A 16703-nucleotide genomic window follows, 5' to 3' on the forward strand; every position below is an offset into this window, starting at 1 on the left:
CCGATGAAAGCTGCCGTAGTCACCAAAAACCACAGTGTAGATATCCAGGAAAAGCAGCTTCGCCCACTGAAATATGGCGAAGCGGCGCTCAAGATGGAGTGTTGCGGGGTTTGTCATACCGATCTTCACGTCAAAAATGGCGATTTTGGCGAGGTTCCCGGCATCACCCTGGGTCATGAGGGCGTGGGCGTGGTCACCGCTATCGGCGAGGGCGTGACCTCATTAAAAGTGGGCGACCGCACCAGCGTCGCCTGGTTCTATCAGGGTTGCGGCCATTGTGAATATTGCGTCAACGGTAATGAAACCCTGTGTCGCTCGGTCAAAAATGCCGGTTTCAGCGTTGATGGCGGCATGGCGGAAGAATGCATCGTGGTGGCGGACTATGCGGTGAAGGTGCCTGATGGCCTGGATCCTTTTGCTGCCAGCAGCATCACCTGCGCCGGGGTGACCACCTATAAAGCGGTGAAAATCTCTGATATCAAGCCGGGGCAGTGGATCGCGATTTATGGTCTGGGTGGCTTGGGCAACCTGGCGCTGCAGTATGCCAAGAACGTATTCAATGCCAAAGTGATTGCCATTGACGTCAATCAGGGCCAGTTGGACTTTGCCAAAGAGATTGGTGCGGATCTGGTGATCAATTCCAAAACGGAAAATGCCGAAGAAATTATTCAGCAGAAAGTCGGCGGCGCTCATGCTGCGGTGGTTACCGCGGTAGCACGCTCGGCCTTTAACTCTGCGGTGAATGCGGTACGCGCCGGGGGCAAGGTGGTGGCCGTGGGTCTGCCGCCAGAAAGTATGGATCTGAGCATTCCACGTCTGGTGCTGGACGGCATTCAGGTGGTGGGGTCATTGGTCGGCACGCGAGAAGATCTGAAAGAAGCCTTCCAGTTTGCTGCCGAAGGTAAAGTGACGCCGAAAGTCACCAAAAGGCCGTTGGGTGACATCAACGCCATCTTTGAAGAGATGAAGTCAGGCACCATCCGTGGCCGTATGGTTATCGATCTGACCAACTCTTAATCCCGCCAAAAAATAAGGCCACCTATAGGTGGCCTTGAGGCCGTTGGTCAAGAGCTCTGTTGTTCAATGGTAGGGGCGCTGCATGCTGCGCCCATTTGCATAATCAATGGGTTACATCGGGTCGAACATGTTCGACCCCTACCGATTTAGCCCTTTCGCGGGTTTGTTAGCAATCTGAAGACCACCAAATCAGAACAGTCCAAGCGGTTTGGCATCGTAGCTGACCAACAGGTTTTTCACCTGCTGGTAATGCGACAGCGCCACCTTGTGGGTTTCACGGCCAACGCCAGAGTTCTTATAACCACCGAAGGCGGCATGCGCCGGGTAGAGGTGATAACAGTTGGTCCACACGCGTCCGGCCTTGATGGCGCGGCCCATGCGGTAAGCGCGGTTGACGTCGCGGGTCCACAAACCGGCACCCAGTCCGAACTCACTGTCATTAGCCAGTGCCAGCGCTTCCGCTTCGTCTTTGAAGGTGGTCACGCCAATTACCGGCCCGAAGATCTCTTCGCGGAAGAAACGCATGCTGTTATTACCGGTGATCAACGTAGGCTGGAGATAGAAACCGCTCTGCAACGTCTGCTCATGGCTGGCACGCTCGCCACCGGCGATAATTTTCCCGCCTTCGTTTTTAGCGATCTCGATGTAGGACAAAATCTTGTCGAACTGCTGCTGGGACGCCTGCGCGCCGATCATGGTGTCGGTATCAAAGGGGTCGCCCTGGCGAATGGTGGTGATCCGCGCCAGCACTTTTTCCATAAACTGCGGGTAGATAGATTCCTGGATCAGGGCGCGTGAAGGGCAGGTACAGACTTCACCCTGGTTGAAGAAGCCGAGGATCAGCCCTTCAACTGCCTTGTCGATAAACTCCGGTTCGGCCTGCATGATGTCTTCAAAGAAGATATTCGGTGATTTGCCGCCCAGCTCGACGGTGCTGGGAATGATATTTTCCGCTGCACAGGCAAGGATATGTCGGCCTACCGGGGTTGAGCCGGTAAAGGCGATTTTATCGATGCGCTTGCTGGTCGCCAGTGCCTCACCGGCTTCTTTCCCAAAGCCCTGAACCACATTGAGTACCCCGGCCGGCAGCAGGTCGCCAATCATTTCCAGCAACACACAGATGCTGAGCGGAGTTTGTTCTGCCGGTTTAAGCACCACGCAGTTACCGGCAGCCAGCGCCGGAGCCAGTTTCCAGGCTGCCATCAGCAGCGGGAAGTTCCAGGGGATAATCTGTCCAACCACGCCCAGCGGCTCGTAAATATGGTAGGCCACGGTATTCTGGTCGATCTCCGCGGCGGTGCCTTCCTGTGCACGCAGGCAACCGGCAAAGTAACGGAAGTGGTCAATCGCCAGTGGGATATCCGCGTTCAGCGTTTCGCGGATCGGCTTACCGTTGTCCCAGCTTTCGGTCAGCGCCAGCAACTCCAGCTTTGATTCCATACGATCGGCGATGGCCAGTAATACGTTGGAGCGCTCCTGCACGCTGGCTTTACCCCAGGTTTCGGCGGCGGCATGGGCGGCATCCAGCGCCAGTTCGATATCTTTCGCGTCGGAGCGCGGGAACTCGGCGACAGTCTGACCGGTCATCGGGGAGGTATCAGTGAAGTAGTTGCCTGAAACGGGTTCGACAAATTTGCCACCAATATAGTTGCCATAACGTGGTTTGAAAGAAATCAGCGAGCCAGGTAAACCGGGATGAACGTATTTCATGTAAACACCTCTCATGGGAACAGACTGTGTAGGGTTGACGCCTGACTGCGTAGCGCCATCAGCTTAACCCTAAGCATTGCTTATGCCACATTGTGTCGGTGTCGTTCTTCTAAAATTTAAAGCTGTTTTAAATCAAATAATTAAATGATTAAAAATGCTTTGACCGGCAATAAGTCCGAGGGCTTATTATTGGTTTCTATTATTTTTTGTGTCCCACGTCGCAACGCATGGGACACATTCATGATACAAAAATGCAACACTTTTATTGGCGGGAGTTGGCCATGTTGCATAAAGACCAGACCACCCAGACCGGGTTTGCCTCTGATAGCGATAACCTGTCTCTCCCTGGTCCAATGTCTGAATCCTGGCTACGTAGTCAGGCTTACGGTCTTAACCGGGCCGACGATCGGCTGCCTGTTGTCAGGCCGGGCTTGCTCAATGAAGTGCGCGGGCAAAACGGCTGGGTGGTACAGTTGGCACGGCCACTGATCGAACGTCTGGGCAGCGAAATTAACCGACAGCCTTCTATTGTCGTGGTATCCGATGCCAGCGGCATGGTGCTGGAAACCTGCGGCAATAGCCATTTTTTGCGCAAGGCGTCGCGTATCTCGCTGGCACCGGGCAATTTATGGGGCGAGCAGGAGCGAGGGACCAATGCTATCGGCACGGCGCTGGCGTTGGGCGGCTTGTGTGAAGTGAATGGCGACCAGCATTTTCTCAATCAAAATGCCGGGCTTTACTGCGCAGCCGCGCCGATTTACCGGCCTGACGGCCTGATTGCCGGGGTGCTGGATATTTCTACACCGGCGCAGCGCCCTTACGATGACGCACGATCCTTGATTCTGCAGGCGGTCAGGCATATAGAGCACCAGTGGACGATGGGGTGTGTCACCTCTCAGCACTGGACGCTGCGGCTGCACAGCGATGCGCGGGTGCTTGGCAGCGCCCATGAGCTGATACTGGTGTTTCGCGACGAGGTGCTCACCGCCGCCAATCGACTGGCAATGCAAGAATTTAACCTCACCGCCACCTGCTTTGGCAGCCTGGATTTCGCCACGCTGTTCCCGGAAATGCAGCGACAGACGCTAAACGCACCGCGCCAAACTTTGGCGGTCAATAATCGCCACTATTATTCGCTGTTGCAGATGCCGGAAACGCATTCACCGGCCATCAGATCGCGGGTTCTGCCGTTTGACCAGGACGGTGCCGACAGACAAAAAGCATTACGTATTTTGAATGCCGGGCTGGCGCTGTGCATCAGTGGCGAAACCGGCTGCGGCAAAGAGTATTTCAGCCAACGGTTGTTTGAGGAAAGTCACCGGCGGCAGGGCAATTTCGTGGCGATCAACTGTGCCGCTCTGCCAGAAAACCTGATTGAATCCGAACTTTTTGGCTATGCGCCAGGTGCCTTTACCGGGGCTAACCCGAAGGGCTACCTCGGCAAGATCAGAGAGGCCGACGGGGGCGTGTTGTTCCTGGATGAAATTGGCGATATGCCATTGAGCTTACAGACCCGGCTGCTGCGGGTACTGCAGGAAAAAACGGTCACGCCGCTCGGCAGCCGCATCAGCTATGCCGTCGACTTTTCGCTGATCTGCGCCACCCACCAGGATTTGGCGCAGCAGGTGGCGGCGGGGGCATTCCGTGAAGACCTGATGTACCGCATTCAGGAATTTAACCTGCGTATTTTACCGCTGCGCCAACGGGCGCACGTCGATCGTTTTATCCTTAATTTGTGGCGTGAGCTGGGGGCCGAGTCACGGGGTATCCGGCTGGCACCGGACACCGTCGCTGCGTTGGCAGGCTATCCGTGGCCCGGTAATGTTCGGCAGTTGATGAGTACGTTGAAAGTGCTGCTGGCACTGGCGGACGATGGCAATCTGATCCAGCCGGATGATTTGCCGGAACAGTTCAACACCTTGCCGGTGCGCTGTGCCGATGCTCACGCCGCACCGCAGGAGATGCTTGAGGCTATCCGAAGTGCTAACGGCAATATCAGCCAGGCAGCGAAACGGCTCGGCGTTTCACGCAGTACGCTTTATCGCAAGATGGAGAAGGGGCGTCGGCGTGATATGTAGAGGATAGCTGCATTTCGGGGCCCCTCCCTGGGCCCTGTTCTGGATGTTACTGGTCGCCCAAGCCCAGTGGGTTGATTTCAGAATGTTCGATTTTCTCGTCACTTTCCGCCCAACGATCCAACACCTTCAGGTAGCTGCCATTGGCGATAGCGCTATTGAGCGAAGCCTGCACCGCGTTCACCAGGCCATTGCCCTTTTTCACCGTAACGGCAATGTTGGCGCTGCGCGGCCAGCCGCCCGGTACGATGCCCACCAGCGTGGTTTTACCGTTCAGTTTGGCCTGATAAGCCCCGGCCACGTTCGGCCCAAAGGTCGCATCTGCCCGGCCCGACTGGATGGCCAGCGTGGCGGCCGCCTTGTCGGTTACGTAGATCGGCAGCAGGGCGGGCAACCCTTTGGCCTGATTCTCTTTATCCCAGGCCAGTAACACTGCCTCCTGATTGGTGCCGGAATCGACGATGATCTTCTTGCCGGCAATATCCGGTGCCGATTTTATCGAGGTAATTTTACTGCCGCTCTTCACGTAGAAACCCAAGGTATCCTGGCGGTAGGTGGCGAAGTCGAATTTGGTTTTACGCTCCTGAGTGACGGTGATGTTATAAATTGCCGCGTCATATTTACCGGAGGTGACGCCCAGCGGCCAGTCTTCCCACGAGGTCGGTACCAGCTTGAGTTTCAGCCCCAGGCCATCGGCTACCAGCCGGGCAATATCCGATTCGCTGCCAATTACCGTTTTATTGTCACGGGCGTACAGCCCGAATGGCGGGCCACTGCCCAGGATCGACACGGCCACCGTCAGCGTACCTGGCTCGACGAATTTAAACCCGGCCGGGATCTTGGCCGCCGCTTCAGCACTTTTCAGCGTATTAATCGGGGTTTCGTTGGCGACAAGGTCAATGCCCGGTGCGGCATGCGCCAGGGCTGAAAGGCTAAGGAGTGCCGCCGCTGCGGTGAGTTTTGCGCTATACATCATTATTATTACCTGCATTATTATGTGGTTGAGGCGGTCAACTCACTATCCTTCAAGCCGCTGATTCTGTGAACGAACAAAAATGGCTAACTAATTGCGGGATAAAAAAATGCCGACCGCCGGAGTTTGTCGGGCGGTCGGCCAGGGGCAGGGTTATTGCTTGTCCGGATATCCGGCGGAGCTTAGTGCAGTGAGGAATGGGGTTTCGTCCAGGGTGCTGTCGACCATAACTTCACGCGCGGCCAGATCGGTTTCGATCACCGCCTGTGGGTCGACGCTCAGTAGTGCTTTGGTGACGGAGCTGGCGCAGCCGCCGCAGGTCATATTGGGAATGTAGAAACGTAGCACGGTGAACTCCTTATGAATGACTGTGTTCGGCCAGGATGCGGCCTGCCAACGTAGTAAGGTCAAGCGGTTGTTTCACGAGTGACCGCGTTGGCGCGCCGAGGCGGGCATGTCGATACCAAACCGGGGTGTCCTGCGGGGTACCGGTGCAACAGGTTCCACCGTCGCCGCCTTTTCTGCCAATCCCTCAATAATCGGGCAATCCGGTCGGTCATTGCCGTGGCAATGTTCGGCCAGGTATTCGATGGTCTGTGCCATGGCCTGCAGCTCGGCTATCTTCGCCTTTAGACCGGCGACATGGGATAGCGCCATAGCCTTAACGTCGGCGCTGGAACGGTCACAGGTGCGCCACAGGATCAGCAGCTCCGAGATTTGGTCGACGGGAAAACCAAGGTCACGGGCACGCCGGATAAAGCGCAGGCTATGGGCATCGGCCGTGCTGTAATGGCGATAACCGGCATCAGAACGCATCGCTTTCGGGATTAAGCCAATTTGTTCGTAGTAACGAATCATCTTCGCCGAGACGCCGGAGAATTTTGCCGCTTGTCCGATATTCATCATTCACCCCTTAATCTTGTTTGGTTTCGACCGTCATCGGTGCCTGGAAGCGTTTGAGCCGCAGCGCATTACCGAGGACGAAGACGCTGGAGAGCGCCATCGCCGCCGCGGCGAAGATCGGTGAAAGCAATGTGCCGTTCAGTGGGTAGAGCGCACCGGCCGCCACCGGGATCAGCACTGCGTTATAGGCGAAGGCCCAGAACAGGTTCTGCTTGATGTTGCGGATCGTCGCCTGGCTGAGTGCAATGGCATTCGGCACGCCGCGCAGATCGCCCGACATCAGCACCACGTCAGCCGCCTCAATCGCCACATCGGTTCCGGTGCCGATAGCGAGCCCAACGTCCGCTTCGGCCAGTGCCGGCGCGTCGTTAATGCCGTCGCCCACGAAGGCCACCCGTGCTCCATTGAGGCGGAATTTCTTCAGTGCCGCGACCTTGCCGTCAGGCAGGACTTCGGCGGCGACTTCATCAATACCGAGCTGTTTGGCGATGGCTGCGGCCGTTGCCGCATTGTCACCGGTGATCATCGCGACCTTGAGGCCCAATGCATGCAGCGCCTTGATCGCCTCCGGGGTGCTGTCCTTGATCGGGTCAGCGACCGCGATCACCGCCGCCAGCCGACCGTCGATGGCGGCATAAAGTGGGCTCTTGCCTTGTTCACCGAGGCGTTGGGCCGTCTGCTGGAACTGGCTCACATCAAGGCCGAGTTGAGTCATAAAGCGGTCTGCACCGACGGCGACAGTTCGTCCCGCGACGCTGGCCGTAACGCCGAAGCCCGGTGTGGCGTCAAAGCTTTCAATGGCCGCGAGCGTCATGTTCCGTTGCCTGGCTGCCGCGACAATCGCTTCGGCGATCGGATGCTCGGAGCGGGTTTCAACCGCTGCCACCAGCGCCAGAACCTCATCGTGTTCAAAGCCTTCTGCGGGCACCAGATCGGTCAGCTCAGGACGTCCTTTGGTCAGCGTGCCCGTCTTGTCGAGCGCAATAACACTCACATCACGCAGTGCCTGCAAGGCTTCACCTTTACGGAACAGCACCCCGAGTTCGGCAGCGCGGCCGGTACCGACCATGATCGAGGTCGGCGTGGCCAATCCCATGGCACAAGGGCAGGCGATAATCAGCACCGCAACTGCGTTAACCAGTGCGAAGGTCAGTGCCGGATCCGGCCCGAAGATCAACCAGATCAGGAAGGTCAGCGCCGCAGCCGCCATCACCGCCGGCACGAACCACAGGGTGACCTTGTCGACCAGCGCCTGGATCGGCAGTTTGGACCCCTGAGCTTCCTCGACCAAACGAATGATCTGAGCGAGCACCGTATTCGCACCAATTTTGGTGACGCGGAAACTGAAAGCTCCGGTTTTGTTGATGGTGCCACCGACCACATCGGCACCGACGTTTTTCTGCACCGGTACCGGCTCGCCGGTGATCATGCTCTCGTCAACGTAAGAGGTTCCTTCGACGACTTCGCCATCAACCGGCACTTTTTCACCTGGACGAACCAGCACGATGTCACCGGTGGTCACCTGATCAAGAGGGATTTCCAGTGTTTCACCATTGCGCTCGACGCGCGCAGTCTTGGCCTGCAGACCGACCAGCCGCTTGATCGCCTGCGAAGTTCGTCCTTTGGCACGGGCTTCCAGCGTCCGGCCCAGTAAGATCAAGCTGACGATCACGGCGGCAGCTTCGAAATAGACGTTGGCGGTGCCCTGCGGCAGCACTTCGGGGACGAAGGTCGCCACAACCGAGTAGCCGTAAGCCGCCGCCGTGCCGACCGATACCAGCGAGTTCATGTCGGGAGCGCCGCGCAGCAACGCCGGGATCCCCTTGCGGAAGAAGCGCAAACCCGGCCCGAACAGCACCAGGGTGGCGAGAACAAACTGCAGATACCAGCTGGTCTGCTGCCCCAGTACCTGCATTACCCAATGGTGCATCGCGGGCACCAGGTGCGAGCCCATCTCGAGAATGAACACCGGCAAGGTGAGGGTGGCGGCAATCAGTAATGAGCGTCGTAGCCCCCGCGCCTCATGCTCACGACGCTCGGTATCCTGATCGTCTGCACTGGCCGTGGCGGCGGATAAACGCCGGGTTTTATAACCGGCCTTTTCAACGGCGGCCTCAAGGTCGGTGATGGCGACGACCCCGGCAAGGTGACGTACCCGCGCACGTTCGGTAGCCAGATTGACGCTGGCCTCGAGCACGCCGGGGAGCTGTGTCAGGGCTTTTTCTACCCGGCCGATACAAGATGCACAGGTCATCTCCTCGATCGCCAACTCGGTGGTCTCTTCACGCACGGCGTAACCGGCGCTCTCGATGGCACGGACCGCCGCCTGGGGATCGGCCGCGCCAGTGAAAGTGAGATCGGCGCGTTCGGTAGCAAGATTGACCGAGGCGGTCTGCACGCCCGGCACGGCTTTCAGCGCGCGTTCGACACGACCGACGCACGAGGCGCAGGTCATGCCGTCGACCGGTAAACTCAGTCGAGTGACTGAGGACAGCGTCGGATTGGTATCGGGTTTGAGGGTAACGGAAGTCATTGAACTGCCCCTTTATGGTGTCTGTTGCTGAAGAGCTTAAAGCTTCCCACCGCTGGAAGGTCAACAACTGTCGTCGATTTATTTTACTTGTTGCAAATTAGTCGTGCCGTCAGCGCCTCGGCAGTCGTTCAGCCCCGATGTACAAGCTTGCCAACCACCGCCTAGCGCCTTGTAGATACTGACAATGGCAAGTTGCTGGTCGGTTCGTGCGACGCTCAGCGCCCGGCGGCTGGCGAAGTCAGAACGTTCGGCATCGAGGACCTCCTGGTAGAGGCCTTCACCTTGCGAGAACCGCACCCGGGCCAGGCGGGCCGCCTCGCGATTGGCCGCTGACTCATGCAGACGCAGCGCCAGCGTGCTGCCGGCGGCGCTATAAGCCTTAAAGGCATCATCGGTTTCCTGCAGGGCCCGCAGCAAGGTCTGGTCGTAGAGGATCAGGGCCTGTTTGGCGCGTGCCTCGCTGGCGGCGATGCGGGCGCGGACACGCCCGCTATCAAGCAGTGACCAGCGAATGACCGGGCCGATAAAGCTCGACAGGGCTCCCGCACCGCTCATCGCATCCAGACTGCCGGCGACGAACCCGATCGACCCCGTCACCTGGATCTCGGGGTAAAGGCCAGCCGTTTCTACACCAATTCCGGCGGTTGCCGCCGCCAGGTTCCGTTCGGCCGCTGCAATATCAGCGCGCCGCCACAGGAGCGCGGCAGGGTCACCCACGGCCAGGGTTCGGACTTTCAGCATCTCCTGCGCAGCGGTGGCAGCAGGGGGGCTGAATCTTTGCGGCGTTTCACCCAGCAGGACGGCCAAGGCGTTGCCGGCGACCGCACGGCGGCGTTCAAGTTCTGGCGTGGCCGCCTCAACATTTCGCAGTAAGGCTTCGGCCCGCAGCCGGTCGACTTCGCTGGCGGAACCGGCGCTGATCCTTCGCTCAACCAACGTCAGACTTTCGCGCTGGTTTTGGCGAGTTGCGGCGACCACCGCAAGTTCGGCCTCGATACCTTGTAATTCAAACCAGGTCGCCGCCACTTCGGCAGCGACGCTCGCCTGTACACCGCGCAACAAGGCTTCGCGTGAGCCCGCTTGTGCTTGAGCGGCCTCCACCGATCGCCGCCGGTTGTGGGGTAATCTGCATGCCGGGGCGCACCAGTCCCTTGACGACAATGCGTTCGCCGGGTTGCAGACCTTGCTCAATCACGCGTAATCCCTCAAGCACCGGGCCAATTTCAACGGGCCGATACTCGGTCTTATCGTTTTTACCGACCACGAGCACGTAGCGACGTCCCTGATCGGTACCGATCGATTGATCGGAGATTAAAACCCTGGCCTGTGGTGCACCGGTCTCCAGTTTGACCCTGGCGAACAGGCCGGGCATTAATTGCCCCTCGGGATTGTCGACAATGGCGCGCACACGTACCGTTCCGGTACCTCGATCGGCGGTGTTGGCGAGAAAGTCGATCCGGCCCGGCCGTGAATAGGTCTTGTCGGTAAGTAATGCCACCCTGACCCTGGCGGTCGCGTTGGCCCGGTCTGCGGCGAGCGACCGTAAATAGGTACGTTCGTCGATATCGAAATAAACGTAGAGTGGGTTGAGCGAGACAATGGTGGTGAGCGGCGTTACGCCGCTGGCGACATAGTTGCCCTCGGTGACCAGGACTTGTCCGATGCGTCCGCTGATCGGCGCCGTGACGCTGGTGAAGCTCAGATCCAACTGTGCGGCATCCAGAGCGGCCTTTGCAGCGTCGACCTGCGCTTTATGCGTATTTAAAACGGCCGTTGTCGCATCGAGGCGCTCACGGGCCACCACCTTTTGGGCAAACAATTGTGTGGCACGCCGATGGTCCGTCTGGGCGAGAATGAACTCCGCCTCAGTCTCACGCAGACGGGCTTTCGCGGCGCTCACCGCCGCCTGGAACTGCCGAGGGTCGATCAGGAACAGCTTGCGCCCCTTTTCAACAAAGCGGCCCTCCGGAACGCTCACCTGCTGGATATAACCGGCAACGCGCGGGCGCAATTCCACCCGGTCTATGGCCGTGAGTGAACCGGTGAATTCGGCAAAGGGCGCTACCGAACGAATGAGTACTTCAGACACCGGTACGCTGGGTGGCGTTGCCACCGTGGCGAGCGGTACGGCTTCCTTGCATCCGGCGATAGCCAGCGTGATGCCCAGGGCCACGGTGAATCGAATCGGGTGTTTATCTTTCATCGTCTTGCCTCCCTCAACTGGAGTCGAATGGGTTTGCAGAGCCGGGGTGGCTGCGGTTCCCTTTCTCAGACGATCAGATTTCCCACGTTGGGAAGGTCAAGCAGATATTTGCGGGGCGGGTCTCATTAACAACATGCTGAGCGCTTTAGGTGCCTCAACGGCCTGGCTAAACAGAAAACCCTGACCCAAATGGTAGCCTGAGTCACGCAGCGTTTGGCGCTGCTGCTCGGTTTCTATGCCTTCCGCAATGATATCGATGGCGAGTTTCTGCCCCAGAATACCCATGCTTTCGACAATGCCCAAAATGGCCGGCTCGTTGTTCATGCGGCGAATAAAGTCACGATCCAGTTTTATGCAGTCCAGCGGGTAATCCATCAGATGGGTAAAGGAAGAGTGCCCGGTGCCAAAGTCATCGAGCGCAATGCGGATCCCCATTTCCTTGAGCATTTGCAAAGCCCGCAGCACATATTTCGAACCGTGCTTATTGAAGGCGTGTTCGGTCACTTCCAGCTCAATCAGAGGGTGAGGGATATTAAACATCTGCAAGCGCTGCAGGAAAGTTTCGGCGTAGTTGTCGCGTAAAAACTCGATAGGGGACGCGTTCAATGACACCGGCAACACCTCAACACCGGACTCAAGCCAGCCCGCCATATCGGCAAACACCTTCAACTGCATGGTTTCACCGATTTTGGTCGCCAATTCGTAATCGTTAAACGCTTCGCTGACGCTATCCGGCATCTGGATGCCAGTGCGCGGACAATACCAGCGCAGCAGGGCTTCAAAGCCGACAATGGCACCGGTGGGCAGGCTGACTTTCGGCTGATAGCTGGGGCGGATTTGATTATGACGCACAATCTGACGGGCACGATTTAACTGCGCAGCGCGCTCCTTGGCCTTATCCATCATCTTCGAATTAAACATATAAACGCCGCCGCGGCCGCCATCCTTGAGCTCGTACAGGGCGGTGTCGGCGCATTTCATCAGTTCGGACGCATCACGGGCATCCTGCGGATACAGGGCGCAGCCAATGCTCATGCCGCAGTGAAGCGCTTTGCCACCGTGGGTGATCGGCGATTCAAGCTGCATCAGAAAGCTATTGGCGATTTTGAAAATATCCTGCTGGTTTTCGACGTCGCTGATCACTACTGCAAATTCATCGCCGCCCAGTCGGGAGACAAAAGAGTTCGGGGTCAGATAGGTTTTTAGTCGCCGGGATAAGACGCGTAGCAGATGATCGCCGGCATCATGCCCCAGAGTGTCGTTAACCAACTTAAAGTGGTCAAGATCCAGTAAAATCAGCCCCAGCGATGTTTGGTTATTCAGAGCCCGTTTCATTTCCTGCTTTAATCTTTTCTTGAATAACCGCCGGTTGGGCAAGGCGGTCAGTTCGTCATATTCACTGGCGATCAGCAAACGTCTTTCAGCTATTCGCTGCGAGGTCACATCGCGCGAAACGCACAATATATTCTGTATCCGATCATCCTTATCGGTCACCGGGCTGAGGATATTATCCCAATGCTGCAGTGTGCCTTCCGGGGTAGCACTAAGGCCGGCAAATCTGGCATTTTTGCCGTTTAACACCTTACGCAGCGCTTTTCTGCCCCGCTTGCGAGCCTCTGGGTGCAGTAGATCCAGCCAGGGCATGCCAAATTGTTGTAGGTTTTCATCTATGCCAAGGGCGAGGCTACCGGCTCGGTTCATATGCAGCAACGAACCGTCATTGTTAATCACTTTGATACAGTCGACGCTGGCATCCAGCATATTTTTCTGCGCCGCCAGCGTGTCGATGATGATTTGTTTTTCCAGCATTTGCTGATGGATATCGGCACAGCTCAGGTACCAATGGTTCTGCGCGGAGTTCGGAACTTGCTTTGCCGCGAATGACAGTAAAAACCAACGATACTCACCACTGTAATGGCGCAGGCGGGCTTGATTAACGAACGAGGTAGCGGCAGTCATCGCTTGTTGCCACAGCGTATTCACGCGGGCATAGTCATCCGGATGCAGGGTATTCAACCAGCAAAGGTCATTGTTATCAGATGAAGAGAGTCCGGTATATTCACACCACAACTCATTAAAATGTCCCCCGAGGCTATTCCCTACGCCAATGAGATTCGGTAAACCGTTAAAGATTTCATTAGCTGGATCAACAGGATGATTGCCATCACTGTGCTCGGATAAAACATTCATCTGTCATTTCCTCTGAAAACCGCCGGATATTCACGCCAAAAGAATATTCTTGCCAGCGGAAATCGTTCTATAGCCTGGTCTGCTCAATAACAAGCCGTCAAAGAGAATGAGATATAATTCAGGGCAACACATTAGGAATACTCTTGTATTTGGGCTTTTTAAATGATCCGGCTCTCCCAGGGGCTTCCCACCGTTAAATATCTTCCTTCCGTGGTGGCAGCAGATATTAAAAAGCCCCCATCTTTATCAGATGGGGGCTTGATGATTATAGCCTATGGCCAGATTTATTTATCGAGAGCATAGGCAATGACGTAGTCACCGCGGTCTGGCGATTGGCGTGCACCGCCGGCGGAAATCACAATGTACTGTTTGCCGGTGGTTGGCGACACATAGCTCATTGGCGTACCGCCGCTGCCAACAGGCAGACGTGCTTTCCACACTTCTGCGCCGGTAGAGGAGTCAAACGCGCGCAGGTAGTAATCCTGAGTACCGGCAATAAACACCAGGCCGCCCTGAGTGGCTAGCGTGCCGCCCAACGTCGGCATACCTACCGGCATAGGTGCGCGCATTTTGATGCCGAATGGCCCGGTATCCTGCACCGTACCGGCCGGAACTTGCCACACCACTTTCTGAGTTTTCAGATCGATGGCGGACAGGGTGCCGAACGGTGGTTTCTGGCATGGAATGCCCAGCGGTGACATAAAGCGGTTTTTGTTGACGCCGTAAGGCGTCCCTTTCAACGGCACGGCACCCATCCCGGTGTTGACCGACTCACCGCCGTTACTGGCCGGTGTATTGGCATCGGTTTTCTGCGGGATCATCTGTACCCACAGGCCCAAACGCATATCGTTGGCGAAGATATAGTGGTTGTTCGGATCGGTCGACAGGCCGCCCCAGTTCATGCCACCCAACGAGCCCGGGAAGCTGAGCGAGATATCGGTGTCGGGGGCGGTAAACAAGCCGTCATAACGCATCGATTTAAAGCTGATGCGGCACATCAGTTGGTCGAACGGTGTTGCGCCCCACATGTCGGACTCGGTTAACTTTTGATTGCCAATCTGCGGCATGCCGACAGAAAACGGCTGAGTGGCCGAGTATTGCTCGCCAGGGATGGTACGAGTTTTTACCGGCAGCTCTTTCACTTCGGTTAAAGGTTTACCGGTATGGCGATCCAGCACGAAGAGCTGCCCGGTTTTGGCACCAATGACCAGCGCCGGCTTGGTGGTGCCATCCTTCATCGGGAAGTCGATCAGACTTGGCTGCATTGGCAGGTCGAAGTCCCACAGGTCGTTATGAACGGTCTGATAGACCCATTTTTCTTTACCGGTGGTGGCATCGAGCGCCAGGATAGACGCGCCGTATTTGTGATCCAGTGCGTTGCGATTTGCGCCCCACAGGTCAACCGAAGAGCTGCCCATCGGCAGGAACACGGTGTTCATGGCCGGATCGTAGGACATCGGTGCCCAGGAATTCGGCGTACTGCGCACAAAGGTCTGGCCCGGTTTCAATGCCGAGTTCGGATCTTGATTACCCGGGTCGAACGCCCAGCGCATTTTGCCAGTGACCACGTCGAAACCACGCAGCACGCCGCCTGGCATGTCGGTTTGTACGTTATCGGCCACGCGACCGCCGACCACGATGGTGGTGCCTGCCAGCGTAGGTGCAGAGGTCAGTTGGTATTTGGGATCGGAGGCATCACCCAGACCGGCCTTCAGATCGACCACACCCTGGTTGCCAAAGTTCTGGCAGAACTCGCCGTTATCGGCGTTGATTGCTACCAGGCGTGCATCGATGGTGTTCATCAGAATACGACGCTGGCAACTGTCGCCTGCCGCCAGGGTGACCGGCGTGGCAGGGGTAGAGCCTGGCACCGTCGGTTGCGGCAACGGTTTGGTGACGTCGAAGTAGGCCAGCCCACGGCAACGGTTCCACACCTGGGATTTCGCATTGACTTCACGCTTCCAGATCTCTTTCCCGCTGTCGGCATCGACGGCAATCACGTTGTTATGCGGCGTACACAGGAAAATACGGTTACCGATTTGCAGCGGCGTTTGCTGGTCTTCGGCACCGTTACCGTCCGGACTTAACGGAGTATCGCCGGTGTGGAAGGTCCAGGCGACTTTCAGCTCTTTCACGTTGTCGCGGGTGATTTGATCCAGCGCCACGAAGCGGCTGCCGCCCGGAGTGTTACCGTAGTTATCCCAGTCTTTTTGCTGCTTGGCTTTATCCACCGGGATCAGCGGCAAGGGTTCGCCGCTAAAAGCGACGGTAGGGTGTGGCTGGAACATCTGTACGAAGGTGCCGACCATGCCCACCGCCAGCACCGCGCTGAGCAGGTAGGACAGTTTTGCCAGCGGCGCCTTGCCTTCCGGCTTACGCAACGCCGGCCAGCTCAGGAAGGCTAACAGCATCAGCCCGGTTGGCACCATCAGGCGTGAAACCAATGGCCAGAAGTCAAAACCGGCATCGAACACCGACCAAATCAGTGTGCCGATAAAGACCAGCAGGAACAGCACCACCGCTGAAGATTTGCGACGGAAGAATTGCACTGCAGAAAGTAGGGTGACGATACCGGCAATCAGGAAGTAGCTGCTGCCCCCCAGCGAGACTAATTTACCGCCGGCAATGGCAAAGAATAGGCCGACTGCGGTAAGGATTATCCCCAATAAACAACACCATAGTTTAAGTTTTATACCCGGACGGGCATTTGATTCAGGCATGGCTGACAGACTCCAAGATAATGTTTTTCTTCATGTTTACCCCGAATGAACGCGGTATCGCTGTTCCCTGGACAATGAGGGAACCGAGCGCGAGTCAAACAGTGGAATTCGCGTATTGTACCATTTGATTCGTTAGCAAGTTAAGGATATGTTGGTTTCTGGCAAAAATTGTTAACCTGAAGTGCGAGGGGCAATGATTTATGGCTCGCTGGTAGCCGATAAAATGTCGCTCTTGAGAGCATCTTGAAAAAGAGCAGATAAAATCTGGAGGATGACGACGTCTAATATCAGCTGATTTAAAGGAAAACTGCAGTCACATACTCAGGTAGCTTCAGGTGAGTTTTATAAACCCATTTGCAATGCAGGGGTGATAAAGGCT

The 16703-nt window shown here is 56.8% G+C and carries 11 protein-coding genes; 2 read left to right on the forward strand and 9 right to left on the reverse strand.

What is annotated here, in order from left to right:
• Nucleotides 1-3: 3 nt before the first annotated feature.
• A complete protein-coding gene (gene adhP, locus BEI65_RS02655; RefSeq protein WP_099062003.1) occupies nt 4-1017 on the forward strand; it encodes an alcohol dehydrogenase AdhP in 1014 nt (337 codons plus the stop codon).
• 189 nt (nt 1018-1206) lie between these two features.
• On the opposite strand, the gene BEI65_RS02660 is transcribed toward adhP, so the two are convergent.
• Nucleotides 1207-2727 (reverse strand): aldehyde dehydrogenase family protein, encoded by a 1521-nt coding sequence (locus tag BEI65_RS02660; protein WP_099062004.1) that lies wholly within the window; start codon nt 2725-2727, stop codon nt 1207-1209.
• Nucleotides 2728-3008: 281 nt separating this feature from the next.
• Here BEI65_RS02660 and BEI65_RS02665 point away from each other — a divergent pair, with 281 nt between their 5' ends.
• The gene (locus BEI65_RS02665; RefSeq protein WP_099062086.1) at nt 3009-4805 is read left to right on the forward strand and encodes a sigma-54-dependent Fis family transcriptional regulator; all 1797 of its coding nucleotides are present in this window, start codon (nt 3009-3011) and stop codon (nt 4803-4805) included.
• 46 nt (nt 4806-4851) lie between these two features.
• Here BEI65_RS02665 and BEI65_RS02670 read toward each other — a convergent pair whose 3' ends face one another.
• The 8 genes from BEI65_RS02670 to BEI65_RS02705 form a co-directional block, all read right to left on the reverse strand.
• On the reverse strand, nt 4852-5778 hold the full coding sequence (locus BEI65_RS02670; RefSeq protein WP_198404390.1) for an ABC transporter substrate-binding protein: 927 nt from the start codon (nt 5776-5778) through the stop codon (nt 4852-4854).
• A gap of 150 nt (nt 5779-5928) precedes the next feature.
• The gene (locus BEI65_RS02675; RefSeq protein ID WP_099062005.1) at nt 5929-6123 is read right to left on the reverse strand and encodes a heavy-metal-associated domain-containing protein; all 195 of its coding nucleotides are present in this window, start codon (nt 6121-6123) and stop codon (nt 5929-5931) included.
• Between the two features lie 72 nt (nt 6124-6195).
• Nucleotides 6196-6678, reverse strand: a complete 483-nt coding sequence (gene cueR / locus BEI65_RS02680; RefSeq protein WP_099062006.1) for a Cu(I)-responsive transcriptional regulator — start codon at nt 6676-6678, stop codon at nt 6196-6198.
• 10 nt (nt 6679-6688) lie between these two features.
• Nucleotides 6689-9211: a heavy metal translocating P-type ATPase gene (locus BEI65_RS02685; protein WP_099062007.1), complete on the reverse strand. Its 2523-nt coding sequence runs from the start codon at nt 9209-9211 to the stop codon at nt 6689-6691.
• 78 nt (nt 9212-9289) lie between these two features.
• Entirely contained in the window at nt 9290-10270 is a 981-nt protein-coding gene (locus tag BEI65_RS02690) for a TolC family protein (RefSeq protein ID WP_198404398.1), read from the reverse strand.
• Nucleotides 10218-11414 carry an efflux RND transporter periplasmic adaptor subunit gene (locus tag BEI65_RS02695; RefSeq protein ID WP_099062009.1) on the reverse strand — a complete coding sequence of 399 codons (1197 nt, stop codon included), beginning with the start codon at nt 11412-11414 and terminating at the stop codon, nt 10218-10220. Before BEI65_RS02695 ends, BEI65_RS02690 begins: the two co-directional genes overlap by 53 nt.
• Before the next feature lie 96 nt (nt 11415-11510).
• Nucleotides 11511-13604: a bifunctional diguanylate cyclase/phosphodiesterase gene (locus tag BEI65_RS02700; protein ID WP_099062010.1), complete on the reverse strand. Its 2094-nt coding sequence runs from the start codon at nt 13602-13604 to the stop codon at nt 11511-11513.
• A gap of 284 nt (nt 13605-13888) precedes the next feature.
• Nucleotides 13889-16324, reverse strand: a complete 2436-nt coding sequence (locus BEI65_RS02705; RefSeq protein WP_099062011.1) for a glucose/quinate/shikimate family membrane-bound PQQ-dependent dehydrogenase — start codon at nt 16322-16324, stop codon at nt 13889-13891.
• Between the last annotated feature and the right edge of the window lie 379 nt (nt 16325-16703).

The sequence above is a fragment of the Serratia sp. BW106 genome (genome assembly GCF_002607755.1).
GTDB lineage: Bacteria > Pseudomonadota > Gammaproteobacteria > Enterobacterales > Enterobacteriaceae > Serratia > Serratia proteamaculans.

Bases quoted from the DNA above. Each gene is read 5' to 3' on its own strand.
- BEI65_RS02670 (WP_198404390.1), bottom strand. From the start codon at position 5,778: ATGATGTATAGCGCAAAACTCACCGCAGCGGCGGCACTCCTTAGCCTT.
- adhP (WP_099062003.1), top strand. From the start codon at position 4: ATGAAAGCTGCCGTAGTCACCAAAAACCACAGTGTAGATATCCAGGAA.
- BEI65_RS02660 (WP_099062004.1), bottom strand. From the start codon at position 2,727: ATGAAATACGTTCATCCCGGTTTACCTGGCTCGCTGATTTCTTTCAAA.
- BEI65_RS02685 (WP_099062007.1), bottom strand. From the start codon at position 9,211: ATGACTTCCGTTACCCTCAAACCCGATACCAATCCGACGCTGTCCTCA.
- BEI65_RS02665 (WP_099062086.1), top strand. From the start codon at position 3,009: ATGTTGCATAAAGACCAGACCACCCAGACCGGGTTTGCCTCTGATAGC.
- BEI65_RS02700 (WP_099062010.1), bottom strand. From the start codon at position 13,604: ATGAATGTTTTATCCGAGCACAGTGATGGCAATCATCCTGTTGATCCA.
- BEI65_RS02705 (WP_099062011.1), bottom strand. From the start codon at position 16,324: ATGCCTGAATCAAATGCCCGTCCGGGTATAAAACTTAAACTATGGTGT.
- cueR (WP_099062006.1), bottom strand. From the start codon at position 6,678: ATGAATATCGGACAAGCGGCAAAATTCTCCGGCGTCTCGGCGAAGATG.
- BEI65_RS02695 (WP_099062009.1), bottom strand. From the start codon at position 11,414: ATGAAAGATAAACACCCGATTCGATTCACCGTGGCCCTGGGCATCACG.